The sequence below is a fragment of the Burkholderia sp. Bp9099 genome (genome assembly GCF_003857805.1).
Classification (GTDB): domain Bacteria; phylum Pseudomonadota; class Gammaproteobacteria; order Burkholderiales; family Burkholderiaceae; genus Burkholderia.
In genome coordinates, this window is the sequence record NZ_QTPU01000045.1 from 1 (window position 1) to 16,206 (window position 16,206).

12 protein-coding genes and 1 pseudogene are annotated in these 16,206 nt (G+C 72.0%); 5 read left to right on the forward strand and 8 right to left on the reverse strand.

Annotated features, from left to right (window positions below):
• The 4 genes from DIE17_RS33955 to bcsB form a co-directional block, all read right to left on the reverse strand.
• Positions 1 to 1,140, reverse strand: a 1,140-nt coding sequence (locus DIE17_RS33955) for a cellulose biosynthesis protein BcsE (protein ID WP_260439292.1), incomplete at its 3' end; no start/stop codon positions are given.
• 16 nt (positions 1,141 to 1,156) lie between these two features.
• Positions 1,157 to 5,092: a cellulose synthase subunit BcsC-related outer membrane protein gene (locus DIE17_RS33960; RefSeq protein WP_124523901.1), complete on the reverse strand. Its 3,936-nt coding sequence runs from the start codon at positions 5,090 to 5,092 to the stop codon at positions 1,157 to 1,159.
• Positions 5,077 to 6,306, reverse strand: a complete 1,230-nt coding sequence (gene bcsZ / locus DIE17_RS33965) for a cellulose synthase complex periplasmic endoglucanase BcsZ (protein ID WP_124523921.1) — start codon at positions 6,304 to 6,306, stop codon at positions 5,077 to 5,079. Before bcsZ ends, DIE17_RS33960 begins: the two co-directional genes overlap by 16 nt.
• A 6-nt stretch (positions 6,307 to 6,312) precedes the next feature.
• The gene (gene bcsB, locus DIE17_RS33970) at positions 6,313 to 8,646 is read right to left on the reverse strand and encodes a cellulose biosynthesis cyclic di-GMP-binding regulatory protein BcsB (RefSeq protein ID WP_124523903.1); all 2,334 of its coding nucleotides are present in this window, start codon (positions 8,644 to 8,646) and stop codon (positions 6,313 to 6,315) included.
• Between the two features lie 517 nt (positions 8,647 to 9,163).
• On the opposite strand from bcsB, the gene DIE17_RS33975 reads away from it, so the two are divergent.
• Positions 9,164 to 10,186, forward strand: a complete 1,023-nt coding sequence (locus DIE17_RS33975; RefSeq protein ID WP_044848432.1) for a sensor domain-containing diguanylate cyclase — start codon at positions 9,164 to 9,166, stop codon at positions 10,184 to 10,186.
• Between the two features lie 138 nt (positions 10,187 to 10,324).
• Here DIE17_RS33975 and DIE17_RS33980 read toward each other — a convergent pair.
• Both DIE17_RS33980 and DIE17_RS33985 read right to left on the reverse strand, forming a co-directional pair.
• Positions 10,325 to 10,578, reverse strand: a pseudogene (locus tag DIE17_RS33980) (class I SAM-dependent methyltransferase family protein); the annotation flags it as partial.
• A gap of 287 nt (positions 10,579 to 10,865) precedes the next feature.
• Entirely contained in the window at positions 10,866 to 11,471 is a 606-nt protein-coding gene (locus tag DIE17_RS33985; RefSeq protein WP_124489496.1) for a CDP-alcohol phosphatidyltransferase family protein, read from the reverse strand.
• Here DIE17_RS33985 and DIE17_RS33990 point away from each other — a divergent pair.
• The 4 genes from DIE17_RS33990 (at position 11,456) to DIE17_RS34005 (ending at position 14,466) form a co-directional block, all read left to right on the forward strand.
• A complete protein-coding gene (locus DIE17_RS33990; RefSeq protein WP_260426331.1) occupies positions 11,456 to 11,917 on the forward strand; it encodes a hypothetical protein in 462 nt (153 codons plus the stop codon). The two genes, DIE17_RS33985 and DIE17_RS33990, sit on opposite strands and share 16 nt — an antisense overlap.
• A complete protein-coding gene (locus DIE17_RS33995) occupies positions 11,914 to 12,546 on the forward strand; it encodes a lysophospholipid acyltransferase family protein (protein WP_124489497.1) in 633 nt (210 codons plus the stop codon). The genes DIE17_RS33990 and DIE17_RS33995 overlap by 4 nt, the downstream gene beginning before the upstream one ends.
• 36 nt (positions 12,547 to 12,582) lie before the next feature.
• Positions 12,583 to 13,512 (forward strand): phosphatidate cytidylyltransferase, encoded by a 930-nt coding sequence (locus DIE17_RS34000; protein WP_044848429.1) that lies wholly within the window; start codon positions 12,583 to 12,585, stop codon positions 13,510 to 13,512.
• A 132-nt stretch (positions 13,513 to 13,644) separates the two neighbouring features.
• On the forward strand, positions 13,645 to 14,466 hold the full coding sequence (locus DIE17_RS34005) for a carbon-nitrogen hydrolase family protein (protein WP_124523905.1): 822 nt from the start codon (positions 13,645 to 13,647) through the stop codon (positions 14,464 to 14,466).
• 52 nt (positions 14,467 to 14,518) lie between these two features.
• On the opposite strand, the gene DIE17_RS34010 is transcribed toward DIE17_RS34005, so the two are convergent.
• Positions 14,519 to 14,830: a hypothetical protein gene (locus tag DIE17_RS34010; RefSeq protein WP_124489499.1), complete on the reverse strand. Its 312-nt coding sequence runs from the start codon at positions 14,828 to 14,830 to the stop codon at positions 14,519 to 14,521.
• Positions 14,830 to 16,191 carry an acyclic terpene utilization AtuA family protein gene (locus tag DIE17_RS34015; protein WP_124523907.1) on the reverse strand — a complete coding sequence of 454 codons (1,362 nt, stop codon included), beginning with the start codon at positions 16,189 to 16,191 and terminating at the stop codon, positions 14,830 to 14,832. Before DIE17_RS34015 ends, DIE17_RS34010 begins: the two co-directional genes overlap by 1 nt.
• Positions 16,192 to 16,206 lie beyond the last annotated feature (15 nt).

A 16,206-nucleotide genomic window follows, 5' to 3' on the forward strand; every position in this document is an offset into this window, starting at 1 on the left:
AGTGTTTGCGCCTTCGCTTTCATTCGGCGCGGGGTTCTGGTGCCTCCCCCTCCCCCCCCCCCCCACCCCCCCCGCCCCCCCCCCCCCCCCCCCCCCCCGGGGGGCGGGGGGGGGGGGGGGGGCCCCCCCCCCCACGACCGCCGCGTTGTCGTCGACGATTTCCCAGTCGGCCGGCACGCGTCCGCCTTCGTCGAGCACCGCGCGGCTGACGACGACGCGATCCTCGTCGGTCGCGAGCTTCATCCGGCGCAGCGGTTCGGCGGCGGCGCCGTCGACGATCGCCGCGAGCCGGCCGCCCGGCGCGAAGCGCAGCGGCCGCACTTCGCCGGCCGCGAGCGTCTCGCCCGCGCGCCAGAAATCGACGACCCACAGCAGCTCGCCGTGCGTGCGCTGCAGCTGCGCGACGCCCGCGCACACGCCGTGAAAGCCGCTGCGTGGCGCGCGATTCGCGTCGCGCACGAGCGGCGGATCATCGGTGTCCGGATCGGCGCCGGTGCGCACGATCTCGGGATCGACCAGCAGCACCAGCGCGATCCGGTGCGTGCGGCACCAGTCGGCGAGCGCGTGCGCTTCTTCCGCGAGCGCCGTCGGATCGTCCCAGCTGAACCAGCGTTGCGCGCCTTCGATGAAATACAGCGAGCGCGCGCGAAAACCGTAGCGCTTCATCGCGCGCAAGCCGCCCGTGAGCCGCGCGAACGGACCGGGCGCGGCACGGCGCGGCGCACCGGGCTCGCGCGCGGCATCGCCGTCGGCCGCCGCGGGCGCGGGCGGCATCGCCAGCACGTTGAGGTTGCGCGGCCAGCCGGCCGGCTGCGCGCCGCCCGAGAAACCGCGCGCCTGCAGCTGCGCGGCAACGTGCGCCGCGGCGCGCGACAGCACGACCGTCACGTCGCGCGTGCGCGACTGCCGCGCGCTTTCCCACACCAGCGCATCGCACGCCGGCGTGCCGGCGGCGGCATAGATCGCGTACAGGCCGCCCGCTTCCAGCTGCGTCCACGTGTCGGGCAGCCCGTCGATCGCGAGCCGGCTCAGCGGGCCGGCGCGGCCGCCGGCCGGCCCGGTGCGCAGCAGCGCGCGCAGGCGGCCCAGCAGGCCGGCGGCGCCGAGCGCGGGACGGGTTGCATCGAGTTCCGTATTCACGTGTTCTCCCAGTCCCCTAGTAATCCGAATAAAGCCGCACCGGCGTCGGCGTGACGAGCCAGCTGCGCGCCGCGCGTGCGTCGAACGCATAGCGCAGGTACACGAGCGCCGAACTCGGCGCGTAGTCGTGCGACCGGTCGACGTGCAGTTGCGCGCCGACGCTCAGGTGCGGATTCACGCGATACTCGACGATGCCGTTCACGCCGTACGAGAACGACACGCCGCGCGTCGAACTGCCCGCGTAGACGAGCCCCGCCGCCGCCTGCGCGGCGCGCTGGTCCGCGAAGGTCGGGTAGAACAGCGAATCCTTCTCGTAGCTGTTCGAGATCCCGCCCGTGACGGTCAGGTCCCACGACAGCGCGTCGCGCCGCCCCGCCCACTCGAGCGGCACGCCGAGCGACAGGTAGCGCTGCGGGCTGTAGTAGCCGCCCTGCCCGTACGTGTAGTAACGCAGGTTCTGCGCGTAGTGCCACGCATTGCCGACGAGCCCCGTGCTCACCTTCATCGTCGCGCGTTCGTACACGGGCACCGTGAAGCCCGAGCGCAGCGTGACTTCCGCGTTGCGCTCGACGTTGCGGCCGGACAGCACGCCCGCGCCGAGTTCCGCGAACAGGTTCACGCGGCCGACGTCGAGCGCCGCGCGCAGGTTCACGCCGTCGCGGCGCACGCCGCCCCACACCGCGCCCGTCCACGGATCGCGCATCCCCGCATACGACAGCACGCTGCTCGTTTCCGGCCGGCGCGACGCGTTCACGGTGAAGCTCGCCGGGCCCGCGTCGAAGCGGTAGCGCACGCCGCCGACCAGGTAATGCACCGGGAAGCCGAGCGGCGACGTGCCGAGATCGACGCGCCACGCATCGGTGCGATAGCCGGCGCCGAGCGCGACGCCCGTCATCGGCTGGTGCAGGTCGCCCTGCGGATGCGCGATCAACGCGGCGGCCTGCTGGTTCAACGGTGCCAGCGACGAGCCGGCCAGCGCGTTGAGCGCGCCGTAGGTGCCGAAGGTCTTCAGCGAATACGCGTTCGGCACGCTCGTATCGAGCGTGCCGGCGTCCAGATGCACGGTGTCGAGCTGCAGGAACGCGTGCCCGTCGTAGCGCACCGGCATCTGCGCGTAGATCGGCACCTGCTGCGCGCGGTACGCGGAAATCCCTTCGTCGCCCGACTTGTACGCGGGCAGCCAGCCGATCTCGATCTCCGGATCGCGCCGCTGTTCGAGATCCGCGAACGCGGCCTGCGCGGGCGTGCGGCCGTCGCGGCCCGGGCTCACGCCGCTCGTGCGTTCCTGCGACAGCGACAGCCGGTACAGCGACGCGGCATCGTCGTAGCGGCCCTGCGCCTCGGCCACGCGCCCGGCGGCAACCGTCACGTCGGCGCGCGCCGGATACGCGGCCTGCAGCGGGTCGATCACCTGCGCGGCTTCGTCCGGGCGGCGCAGCGCGTTCAGCCGGCGCACGACCGACAGCCGCGTATCGACGTCGTCGTCCGGCGTGCGCGCCAGCACGGCCTGCACGCGCGCGCGCGCGGCCGCGCGCTGGCCGCTGTCCTCGTCGATGCGCGCGAGCGCGAGCTGCGTGTCGGCATCGTCCGGCGTGCGCGCGATAACGGGCGCGAGCGCGTCGCGTGCCGCGTCGTAGTGACCTTGCGCGCGTTCGAGATCGGCCAGCTCGAGTGCATAGCGCTTGTCCGCGCGGCCGGCCGGGCTCGCGCGATCGAGCAGCGTGCGCGCGCGCGCATAGTCCTGCTGCGCGATCGCGTCGTCCGTCCGGCGCAGCACGAGCCGCAGCGACTGATCCTCGATGCGCGCGGTCTGTGCCGGCGTCAGCGCCGGTTCGCGGCGCAGCGTGTCGAGCCACGCGGCGAGCGCGTCGTCGCGCCCCGCGCTGCCGAGCAGGTCGCCGTAGCGCAGCCGCACGTCGGGATCGGCCTCGCGCGGATGCGCGGCGATCCAGTCGCGCAACGGCGCGAGGCCGCGCTCGGGCTCGCCCGCGTCGATCCACTGCGCGCCGATCGCGGCCAGCATGTCGGGATCGTCCGGCGCGCTCGCCTGCGCATGCGCGAGCGACGCGGCGAACGCCGCGCGATCGCCGCGGCCGAGCGCGCCGCGCGCGTCGGCCAGCGCGCTTTGCGCGTCGAGCTTGCGGGCGAGCGCACGCATGCCGTCCGAGCGCTGAGCATCGTCGACACCCGCGAGCGCGGCCTGCGCGCCGGCGACATCGTCGAGCGAGTTGCGATACAGCGCGGTCGCATAGCGCATCTCGGGCGTATCGCTTTGCGCAAGCCCATCATCCATCACCGTGCGGCCGAGCTGCGGCAGCCCCATGTCGCGATACAGCCGCGCGAGCGCGAAACGCGTCCACGGTGCGTCGGGCGCCGCGCGCACGGCCGCCTCGTAGCGTTGCACGGCCGGCCCGCGTTCGCCCTTGTCCGCGAGCGCGCGCGCCTGGCTCGCGAGCAGGTCGGCGCGCAGCCCGTCGAGCGCGCGGCGATCGTCGCTGCCCGTCACGCGGCCTTGCAGCGCGTCGAGCAGCGGGCCGACGCGGTCCGCGCGGCCGGTGCTCTCGTACAGCATCGCCGTGCCGCGCACCGCCGACACGTTCGGCGAACGTGCGGCCAGCAGTTCGCGCAGCAACGGCTCCGCGCGCGCCCAGTCGCGCTGCGCGAGCAGCGCGTCGGCGAGCTGCAGCTTCGCGTCCGGGCTGTCGGGCTGCATCGCGAGGGCGGCGCGCGCCGCGCGCTCGGCATCCTGCGGCCGCCCGGCCGACGCCGCCGCGCGGCCTTGCGCGAGCAGCCCCCAGAACTGCGCGGTACGCGCGAGGCTCTGCCACTTGCCGCGCTGGTCGGTCGACAGCGCCGCGGCGCGCGTGAACAGCGCGCGCGCTTCGTCGTGCCGGCCTTCGCGCAAGCGCAGCAGGCCGAGCCCGCCGAGCGCATCGGCGTCGCCGGCGCGCGCCTGCGCGGCGCGCGCGAGCAGCGGATCGGCACCGGCCAGGTCGCCGCGCGCGAGCGCCTGCAAGCCGCGCTGCTGCGCGATGTAGTCGGGGTCGCGTTCGAGCCGGCGCTGCGCGTCGCGCTGCCGGTCGAGTTCGGCGCTGCGATCGCGGAATTCGGTGTCGTCCGGCACCAGCGCGAGATACGCGTGCAGCGCATCGAGATACGCGGGATCGCTGCCGGCGGACTGCAGCACGCGTCGCCACACGGCCATCGCTTCCGTGTGATCGGCGTCGGCGCGCTTCGCGAGCGACCACGCGATGCGGTTCGCTTCCGCGCGCGTATCGGCGCGCTGGTTCAGCAGCCGCGCGAGCGCGAGCGCCGCGCTCGTGTCCTGCGGGTCGGCCGCGACCGCGCGGCGCAACGCGGCGAGCGCCGATTCGCGGCCACCCGGCGCATTCGCGACGATCTGGTAATACTCGGCGCCGAGCGCGCCGGACGGCGCGCCGTTCGGGAACAGCGCGACGATCCGCCGGGCCGCTTCGTCGGCGCGACCGCTGCGCGCGAGCAGGCGGATCTGCGCCATCTCGCCGCGCCCGCTCGTCGCGACGCGGTATTCGTCGGCCGCGCGCCGCGTGCCGGGCGCCGCGGGCGCGCGGGCCTGCAGGCGTGCCAGCGCGGCCTGCGCGCCTTGCGCGTCGCCGAGCCGCAGCAGCACCCGCATCTGTTCCGCGAGCAGTTCGGGATCGTCCGGCGCGATCAGGAGCCCCTTGCGCAGCGCGTCGCGCGCGAGGTCGTCGCGATGCTTCGCGCCCCACATGCGGGCGGTCGCGAGCTGACGCTGCGCGTCGGGCAGGTCGGTCGTGGCCGGCGCCGGCGCCGAGATGGCCTTCGGCGCGACGGTTTTCGGCAACGCGGGCGCGGGTGTGGCGACGGCGGCCGGCGCCGCCGCCGTGACCGACGACGCGAGCCACGCGAACCCCGCGACGCGCGGTGCGGTGCGCTTCATCGGGCCGCGCATGAACGGTCCTCCCAGCGCGCAGCGAGCGACCCGTCCGCGCCGAACCGGTAGCGGCCGTCGCGCCAGCCCAGGCCGAACAGCGTCAGCACGCTCGTGTAGTAGCCGGGCGCCGCCTGGCGCGCGAGCGCATCGACACGGGCCGCCTGCGCATCGGCGAGCGCATGCTGGCCGCGCGCGTCGAGGAACGGCACGGCCGCCGCGGAGAAGCCGCCATTGCCGTCGTTCGGCCCCGCGACGCCGGTCGTCGTGTCGACCTTCTCCGGCGGCGCGCCATGCGCGGCGATATGGTCGGCGAACGGCGCGAAGCGCGCGAGCAGCGGCGCGGCGAGCGGATCGGCGCGATCGAGCATGCCGGCCCACAGGTACACGCGGATCGCGTTGTACGCGCTTTCCGCATGGGTCTGGGGATCGGGGCCGAAGCCCGCGCCCGCGCGATACAACGCCCAGTCCGGCGAGAAGCCCTTCGGCGCGGTGTCGAGCAGCACGCGGCCGGTACTGGCCGCGAGCGCGGCCCAGCGGCGCTCGTCGGGCAGGCGCGCGGCGAGCCCGCGGATCACCTGCGGCGGCGAATAGCTCGGGTTCACGCGCCATTGGCCATCGGCCAGCTTGAACCCGGTCGGCCCGGGCAGCAGCGTGAGGCCGAGGCCCGGCACGCTGGCCGTCTCGTCGTCGAGCACGCGCTTCGCGAGCAGCGCGCCGCGCGCGGTGTAGCTGCGCTCGTGCCACAGCCGCCCGGCTTCGACGAGCGTGTAGGCGATCCAGAGATCGGCATCCGACGCCGCGTTCGCATCGAGCACGCGCCACGTGCCGTCCGGCGCGCGGCCCCACAGCCACGCCGGCAGCCGGGCGCTCAGGTCGCCCTGTGCGAGGTTGTTCTCGGTCCATGCGAGGATCGTGTCGAACGTGCGTCGGTCGTTCGCGACGAGCGCGAAGAACAGTCCATACGCCTGCCCCTCCGATACCGTGCGCGAATCGGCCGAGCCGACGTCGATCACGCGGCCGTCGGCCGACACGAAATCGCGCTTGAACGCGTCCCAGCGCGGCCACGCCGCGCCGCACCGCACGTCGGCCGCACCGCCTTGCGCCGCCTGCGCGCGCCCGGCCGTCCCGGCTACCCCGGCCGCTGTGCACGCCGCCGCGACGGCCAGCACGAGCGTCGTGCCGCCCCGCCGCGCCGGCCGCGCTGCCCGTCGCCTTGCGAATGCCCAAGCCATCATCCGTTACATCCCCCGGCGGCGCGCGGCGATTTTCTGCAGCACGCTGAACACGCCGAGCGCGAGCAACAGCCCCGCGACGACGCCGACCACGCCGAGCGCCACCGGGTACCGCGCCGCCTGCGTCCAGACGCGCGCATACCACGGCACGAAACCGACCACGTACGGATCGCCGACGCGCAGGCTGTCGACCTGTCCCGGCCGCACCAGCGCGAGGTCGCCCTGCAGTTGCGACACGAGGCCCGGCTTTTCGAAGACGTCCAGCAGGTCGGCCAGGCGCGTCTGGTCGGTCGCGGTCAGCGCGACGACGCTGCGGCCGTGGCTGCCCGGCAGTTCGAACCCGGCGAGCGCGGCGAGCGCGCCCGTCTGTTCGATATGCGCGCCACCGTCCGCCATGCCGACGCCATTGCGCCAGCGCTCCTTCACCGAGAACGCGACACGCGTCGCGCCCGTGCCGGCCTGCTGGTCGATCGCCAGCGGCAGCGCCGCGCGCCAGTGCGACAGCAGCGGCGACGCGGGCGAGCCGTCGATCACGAGCAGGTCCTTGCGGCCCGCCAGCGCGGTGACGTCGCCGGGCCGCGCGACCTGCACGCGCAGCGCCGGGAAGCCGGTCCACTGCCCCATGTGGCCGAGCATCGTCAGGTAGGTTTCCAGCTCCTGCGGCGACGGCCGGTCCGGGATCACGACCGCCGTCTGCGACAGGTCGGCGAAGCGCGTGAACGGGAAGCCGCTGTTCGCGAAGAATGCGAGGTTCGGCAACTGCGCGTAGTGGACGAAGTGCGAGAAGTCGATCGTCGAATCGGGATCGATCGCCGCGCGCTGCGGCTCAGTCGCGGTGCTCGAGCAGAGCCCCGTCTTCTGCGAATCGAGCGTGAAGCGGAACTGCAGCTGGTTGCCGCTGCCGACGCGGAACGCCGGGATATCGACATCGCTCGTCACGCGCCCTTCCGGCACCGCCAGCAGCGGCAGTTGCATGCGCCCGCGCGCGTCTTCGGCATGGGCCGGCCCGAGGCGGTACGACTTCACGAGCTGTTCGTTGATCTCGACGGCGAGCGTCGAGTTGTCCTGCACGGTCGGCGCCGTGTAGCGGTAGCGCAGCGTGATCGGCACGCCCGAGCCGTTCCACGAATGCAGGTCGGCCGGCACCCGCAGGTTCAGCCGGATCGCGTCCGGCGACGTGCCGCGCACTTCGAGTTCGCGCGGATCCGACACCAGTTCGCGGAACGCGATCGGCCGGTTCACCGGCAGCCAGCGCGGGGCGTCGTACGGCTTGCGCGGCGCGCCGAGATCGACGTGCGCGACCGTCGCCGCCGGGCCCGACAGCGCCGCGCGGCCGAGCACGAGCGCCGCGACCGCATCGTCGACCTCGGCTGCCGTGCGGCCCGTCACGACCAGCAGCTTGCGGCCCGGCGCGGCCGGGTTGTCGGCGACGGCGAGCAGCGGGCCGTTGACCGACGGCAGCGCGAGGCCGGCCGGCAAGGTCGCGGCCGTGCCGACCACCACCGCCTGGTCGTCGGCCGGCAGCGTCGCCGCGACCGGGAAGCGCGCCTGCCGGTAGTCGGCCTGCGCGCCGAACCACGACGCGAGCACGCCGGCACTGCGCAGCGTCGCCGAGTCGGGCGACGCCGGCAGCACGAACGGCAGCCGCAAGCGCCCGTTGTCGCGCCGGTCGAAGAACGGCGCCGGCAGCAGCGCGAGATCGTTCGGCAGGCGCACCGGCGACTCGTCGAGGATCAGCTCGCTCGTCGGGCTCACGTCGGCCCACAGCGCCGAGCTCGACGGGTCCTCGCAGTGATCGAGCGAGTAGTGCGCGATCAGGCGCAGGCCGATCTGGTTGAAATCGGAGAAGTAGCGCGGATCGATCGGGATGTCCTGCGTGACCGTGCGGCCCGCGCGCGTCGCGTCGAACGGGACGGTCGCGACCACCTCGTCGTTCACCGAAACCTTCAGGTGCGACATCGGGAACACGAGCGACGGCGAATACGCATAGGTCAGGCGCAGCCGCGCGCCGGTGACCACGCGGTCGAGCCGCACGCCCGCATGGATCGTGCGCGCATCGTCGGCGCCGCGCAGGTGCACCGGATCGAACGCGCCGAGCGACGCGAACGGCAGTTGCACGGTCGTCGCCGGCAGGCCGGCGGGCGTCGCGCCGGCGGCGCTCGATGCGGCCGATGCGCTCGATGCGGCCGCGCCGTCGACAAGCGCAGGCGTGGCCGGGCTGCCGGCGGACGCCGAAACGGATGCCGACGCGGCCGGCATCGGCGCGGCCGACAGCGCGGCCGCATGAAACGCGCCGAACGTGGCGAGCGACAGGACGAACAGCGACACGGCCGGCTTCATGCGCGGCTCCGCATCGTCGTGGTCGTCCGGTGATCAAGCGCGCCGCTGTCGACGCGCCCAAAGCAGCTATGCCCGTGAGTGCACATCCCCACTGCTTCCCCTCAAAGTCTGGCCTGAATGCATGTATCGAAACGACGCGGCGCATTCTTCCGCTGCCGGTCCATCGGACGGTGCGCGCCTGGCACCGGCGCTCGCACATTCGTCACACTATCTCAAAATCAGGACAAAACTCACCCTGATTCGCGCTGACGAAGCGAAAAACAACTCAATACGGTCGGAAATGCTGCGTGCGGCGACTGAATGGCAAGAATTACGCCGTTGCTGCCGGCCGGACCGATCGGCATACTGCCGACGCTGCCGGATCGGCGAACCGTCGCGCCGGCGAACCGTCCGGATACCGATGCCGGATGCCGGATGCGACCCCTTGCGGGCCGCCCGGAACGCGCTGCCGCGTGGGCGGCGCGTATGCTACCGCAAGCCGGCGCCGCGTGCCGGGCTTTCTTCATGGAAAACTGACTTGGATCAAATCGTCGACACCGCCACCCCTTCCCCCGACACGCTGCTGCGCATCATCGCCACCCAGACCGAGATCGCGAAACTCGGCCTCGACCTCGGCAGCGTGATGGCTTATGTGACCGAGCAGGTGCCGCAACTCACGGGCGCGAGCGGCGCGGCGGTCGAATTCGCCGAAGGCGACGACATGGTGTACCGCGCCGCGTCGGGTTCCGCCGCCGGGATGCTCGGGCTGCGGTTGCGCCGCTCGGGCAGCCTGTCGGGCCTGTGCGTGACGCGCGGCGAATTGCTGCGCTGCACGGATTCGGAAACCGACCCGCGCGTCGATCGCGATGCCTGCCGCCGCGTCGGGCTGCGCTCGATGCTGGTGATGCCGCTCACCCATGCGGACACGACGGTCGGCGTGCTGAAGGTGATGTCGCCGGAGGTCGACGGCTTCTCGGCCGCCGACGCCGGCACGCTGCGGCTCACGGCCGACCTGATCGCCGCGGCGATGTTCCACGCGGCGCGCAACGAGGCGAACGAGCTGTACCTGCGCGCGACGCACGACGCGCTCACCGGCCTGCCGAACCGCGCGCTGTTCTACGACCGCCTGCGCCAGTCGATGCACACGGCGCTGCGCGCGAACGGCCGGCTCGGCATCCTCAACATCGACATGGACGGGCTCAAGCCGATCAACGACGGCTACGGCCACCGCGCGGGCGACGCCGCGCTGCGCGAGGCCGCCACGCGGATGCTGGGCGCCGTGCGGCGCTCGGATACGGTCGCGCGGGTGGGCGGCGACGAGTTCGCGGTGATCCTGCCGAACGTCGGCAGCCGCGACGACATCGACGCACAACGCGCACGGCTCGCCCGGCAGGTCGCCGAACCGTTCGAGTTCGAGGGGCAGCCGCTGCGGCTCGGTGTCAGTGTCGGCGTCGCGATGCTGCCCGAAGACGGCACCGACATGAACGCGCTGATCGAGCATGCGGACCAGGCGATGTACGAGGTGAAGCGCACGCGGACGCAACGGGCATGCCACGCGTGACGTGGGACGCCCGGCCCATTCGGCCAGCCGGGCCGCTCGCGCACGGCTGACCGGACTGCGGCACCGCGATCGCCGCCCCGACCACGATCCACTGCACGATCGCGACCAGCACGCCGGCCCGGCACAACCCGAGCGCGCTCATGACGCGTCGACCCGCTTCGCGAGGCCGACCGTGAAGATGCCCAGCTCGCGATCCGCTGGTCGAGCTTGCGACAGCCCGCGCGCGCGACGAGTTCGTCCATCCCGGCCTGCGAGCGGCGGCGCATCACCCAGGTCGCCTCGCCGCGATGATTGTTCAGCGCACGCGCGATGAATTCCAGCTGCGGATGCCACGGCTGTCCGGTGCAGACGAGATAGCCGCCGGGCGGCACCGCCTGTGCGAGCCCGCGCAGCTCGAACGCACGCAGCGGCGCGAGCGCCTGCGCGCGGTCACGCTCGCCGAGTCGACGAGGTGCGCGACGCGCGCCGAATGTTCGTGGCCTCGATGCAGCAGCACGATCGCGTCGCGGCAGCGCGGGCCCGTCGCGGGCCAGTGACGCTAGAACAGCGTGTCGCCGTCGTGCGTGACGAAGCCGGCCTCGCGGGCCATGCGTGCGCTCATGCGATCTCTCTCGTTTCGTTATTCGAATCATGCGGCGCCCCCCTCCGGCGCCGGTCCCGCCACGGCCGCCAGCCGCCGTCAGCCACCCGCTTCGGCGACGCCCGCCTGCACGCGCCGCACCGCCGTCACGATCGACAGCACGATCAGCACGCGCCACAGCCACGCGGCGACACCGCCGACCGGCAGGCCGAAGCCGATCCACAGCGCGAACGCGCCGAGCGCGAGCGCGCGGTCGCTCTTGCCGAACGGGCCGTCGTAGCGGCGCGTCGCACCGGCGAGCGGGCCGATCAGCCCCGCGCATTCGACGATGATCGCCGTGAGCGCGAACAGCCAGACATCTGCCGGCGCGAACGCGGGAATCGCGAGGAACGGCAGCACGAGCGCGACATCGGACACGATGTCGCCGAGCTCGTTCAGGTACGCGCCGAGCGTGCTCTTCTGCCCGTGCTCGCGGGCGAGCATGCCGTCGATCGCGTTGAGCGCCATCCGCACGAACAGCCAGATCGGAATCAGCAGGAACAGCACGCGGGCGAACACGCCGAGCCCCGCGAGCGCGCCGACGACGATCGAGCCGCCGGCCGCGAACAGCGTGACCTGGTTGGCCGTGACGCCGCGCTCGGCAAGCGAATCCGCGAACGGACGCAGACGGTTCTGGAATTTCGGTTTGAGTGCGTAAAGGCTCATCGTTTTATTGGTTCGGCACGTTCGGATACGTTCGTCGCCGCCATGCCCCGGGCGGCGCAACCGCCGGCGGCGGCTTTCGACAGGTGGTCGTAATCGTCGCCGAGCGGCCCCGACGCGTCAAGCCGCGCGCCGCGCCGGGCAATCTGGCGTTTTCGACGGAAACTCGCGATAATCCGCTGGCCCGTGAGCGCAGCAATTCACTCGAACTGTCGCCGGGCGCTCGTGCAACAGCCGATTATCACGCCGTCGAACGGCGCATTCGCCGCAACGCAACTCTGCCGGCGCATCGTCCGATGATCGCGGCCCTGCGACAGGCAGCCACGAATTTGAAAAAACTTGAACAATGGCCGTCCGGCGCGCATCCTGCCGCGCCGGCATTCCGGGATTCCGCCCGCCGCGCCCGCGCGGCCGCGCGGGCATGCACGCAGGAGGCGCGGCGCCGATGAACATCCTGAACATCTGGCAGCGCGATTTCCTGCTGTCGATCGTGCGGCTCGTCGCCGGCGCGTATCCGGTCTGGCATCAGGCGCCGCCTTCCCCGACGCAGAAGATCTACTTCTCGAACCACACGAGCCACATCGACACGCTCGCGATCCTCGCCGCGCTGCCGCGCGACGTGCGCGCGGTCGTGCGGCCCGTCGCCGCGCGCGATTACTGGGACAGCGGCGACCTGAAGCGCCACATCGCGCAGAAGCTGCTGAACGTCGTGCTGATCGACCGTCACCGCGAAAGCGGCGGCGACCCGTTGGACCCGGTGCGCGATGCGTTGCGGCAAGGCCACTCGATCATCATCTTCCCGGAAGGCACGCGCGGCGCGGACGTGTTGCCGCAGCCGTTCAAGAGCGGCCTGTTCCATCTCGCGACCGAGTTTCCGAACGTCGCGCTCGCGCCGGTCTATCTCGAGAACCTGCAGCGCATCATGCCGAAGGGCGCGATCTGGCCCGTGCCGCTGATCTGCAAGGTGCACTTCGGCGCGAACGACGCGCTCGGCGCCGGCGAAGACAAGCCGACCTTCCTCGCCCGCATGCGCGACGCGATCGTCGCGCTCGCGCCGCCGCAGCGGCCGGCCGGCTGAACGCGGCGCCCACCTCTCCCTTTTCCGGACCTCTTCATGCGAACTCTTTTCTGGGAACTGGTCGCGGGCGTCACCGGCGTGCTGGTGCTCGCGACCGTGATCGGTGCGATCCTCGGCGCGCGCAGCGGCGGCGCGAGCGCGACCATCGTCAACCTGAACCAGCGCATCCGCGCGTGGTGGGCGATGATCGCAATCATGGTCATCGCGATCAGCCTCGGCAACAACGTCACGTATCTGGTGTTCGCGCTGCTGTCGTACCTGACGCTGCGCGAGTTCATCACGCTCACGCCGACGACCGCGAGCGACCATACGACGCTCTTCATCGCGTTCTTCGTCGCGATTCCGGTGCAGTACCTGCTGCTCGGGATCAACTGGTACGGGATGTATTCGATCTTCGTTCCGGTACACCTGTTCTTCGCGATGTCGCTGGTGTCGGCGCTCACGCAGGACACGCGCGAATTCCTGAGCCGCAACGCGAAGATCAACTGGGCGCTGATGGTGTGCGTGTACGGGCTGAGCCACGCGCCGGCCGTGCTGATCCTCGACATTCCGCGCTACGCCGGGCAGAACGCGCTGCTGCTGTTCTTCTTCCTGTTCGTCGTGCAGATCAGCGACGTGCTGCAGTACGTGGTCGGCAAGCTGTGCGGGCGCCGCAAGATCGCGCCGCAGCTGTCGCCGTCGAAGACGGTCGAAGGCTTCGTCGGCGGCGGCCTGCTCGCGACGCTGTGCGGCGCATCGCTGTATCGCGTGACGCCGTTCAGCTTCGGCGCGGCGTTCGGGATCTCGCTCGCGATCGTGATCGCGGGCTTCGTCGGCGGCCTCGTGCTGTCGGCCGTGAAGCGCTCGCTCGGCACCAAGGACTGGGGTTCGATGATCGCGGGCCACGGCGGGATGCTCGATCGCGTCGACTCGGTCTGCTTCGCGGCGCCGGTGTTCTTCCACCTCGTGCGCTACCTGTACGTGTGATGCGCGGGCGGCGCGGCATCGCAAGCGCTAACGCGTCGGCGGGATGGGAAACCGGCGCGTTCGGCGCATACTGACGCTCCTCCCCACCCTTGCGCCGCATCGCGCGACGAGCCACTGCCACCGAACCCGCCCATGAAATTGAAACTCGACATCGTGCAGCTGGCCGGCCGCGACGGCGACACACCGTACAACCTGCGGCGCACGCTCGACGCCATCGCGAGCTGCGCGCCCGGCACCGACATCGTGATGTTTCCGGAAGCGCAGCTCACCGGTTTTCTCGATCCGTCGAATCTCGCGCGCGTGGCCGAGCCGCTCGACGGTCCGAGCATCGGCGCGGTGATCGCGGCCGCACGGGCGCGCAACGTCGCGGTGGTGGCCGGGCTGATCGAGAACGACGGCGGGCGCTTCTACAACACGACCGTGTTCGTCACGCCGGACGGCATCGCGCTGCGCTATCGCAAGACACATCTGTGGCTGAGCGAGCGCGACGTCGTGCTGCCCGGCGACCGCTACGCGAGCGTCGAATGGCGCGGCGCGCGGATCGGCCTCTTGATCTGCTACGACAGCGAATTTCCGGAAACCGGCCGCGCGCTTGCGGCGCTCGGCACGCAGCTGATCCTCGTGACCGACGGCAACATGGAGCCGTACCGTCAGGTGCATCGCACGTCGGTCTCGGCCCGCGCGATGGAAAACCAGGTGTTCGCGGTCGTCGCGAACCGCGTCGGCGCAGGTGCGCACGACGTCGTGTTCGCGGGCGGCAGCCTCGCGGCCGATCCGTTCGGAAACCTGATCTTCGAAGCCGGCAACGGCGAATCGCGCCACACGGTCGAACTCGATCTCGACCAGGTCGCCGCATCGCGCGCGGTCTACGACTATCGTGCGGATCAGCGCCTGCACATCGCGGGCGAACGCATCGAGCACGCGGACGGGCGTCGCGAGTGGTTGATTCCGTGAGCACGAACCTGGCGGCGAACGCGGCCGGTTGGCGATGCACGCCGCCACGTCGTCACTCAGGCTCCGGCACATCGATCGCCAGCAACACCGAGCTGACCGACTTGCCGTGCGCATCGAGCGCGAGCGAACGCGTGACGCCGCCGCCGAGCGCGTCGCGCAGCACGAAGTTGAACGCGGCAAGCGCCGGCAGCTCGTAGCGCACGACGTCGCCGTGCACGATGCCCGCGAGCCATCCCTTCACCGCGGCCGCATCGAGATGCGCGCGCAGGTGTTCGTAGTGACGCGGATCGCGGCAGATGACCGATACGTTCAGCGTATTGCCCTTGTCGCCGGTGCGCGCATGCGCCAGTTCACGCAATTGCATCATGCCTCCACGAAAGAAAACGACGGCGTCACGGCCGTGCGCGGCAGCAGCACCGACTGCACGGCGATCACCTCGCGCGTCGACTTGAACGCACCGCCGCCGCCGGCCGGCCCGTTCGTATAGAGCGTCTCGACTTCGTTGCCGATCCGCGCGGCCTCGGCGGCACTCGCCGCACGGCCGGCCACCCGCACGCGGACTTCGGCCGGCTCGCCGCGCACGGCGGGCGTCGCGTCGCCGTACAGCGCATCCACGCCGATCAAATCGAAACGCAGTTCGGTCGCGGCCACGCCCGTCAGCGCGAGCCGCTCGCGGACGATGTCGAGCGCGAGCCGCGCGCGTTCCAGCGCGCCCGGCCCGCCGTACGAGATCTGCCCTTCGCCGATATGGCCGTCGACATACGCGACCGACACCTTGAGCGTCCCGGTGCGTGCGCTGCCGCGCCCGCCCGTCACGCGCACGCGGTCCGGCGCCTCCTCCGCCACCGCCACGCGCGTGAAATCCGCGACGACGTCGGGCTGCAGGTAGCGCGCCGGATCGTGAATCTCGTACAGCAGCTGTTCCTTGCAGGTCGCCGCGCTCACGCGGCCGCCCGCGTGCGGCACCTTGGTGATCACGACCGAGCCGTCGGCCGCGACCTCGCCGATCGGGAAGCCGAGCCGCGCGAGGTTCGGCACATCCTTGTAGCCGGGGTCGGCGAAATAGCCGCCCGTCACCTGCCCCGCGCATTCGAGCAGATGGCCGACGACCGTCGCGGCCCCGAGCGTGTCCCAGTCGTCCATCCGCCAGCCGAACGCGTGGATCAGCGGCGCGGCGAACAGCGACGGATCGGCGACGCGCCCGGTCAGCACGACGTCCGCGCCGGCCGCGAGCGCATCGACGATCGGCGCGGCGCCGAGATACGCGTTCGCGGACACGATGCGGTCGCGATACGCGGCGACTTCGTCGCCCGACTCCTCGAAGCGGAACGCGCCGCGCAGCACGACGTCGAGCACGTCGTCGCCTTCGACCGCCGCGACCTTCAGCCCCGCGAGGCCGAGCGACTGCGCGATCCGCGCGGTGCGCCGCGCGGCCGCGCGCGGGTTCGCCGCGCCCATGTTCGACACGATCCGCACGCGCTTGTCCGCCGCCACCGGCAGCACGGCATGCATGCGCGCGTCGAGCAGCGGATCGTAGCCGAGCGCCGGATCCTTGCGCCGCGCCTGCTGCGCGAGCGCGATCGTGCGCTCGGCCAGGCACTCGAAGACGAGATAGTCGAGCTGCCCGTGTTCGGCCAGCTCGACCGCGGGCTCGATCCGGTCGCCCGAGTAGCCGGCGCCCGCGCCGATGCGCACGCGCCGTTCGTGTGATGGCTTTGCTGTCATGTCGGTACCGTGATC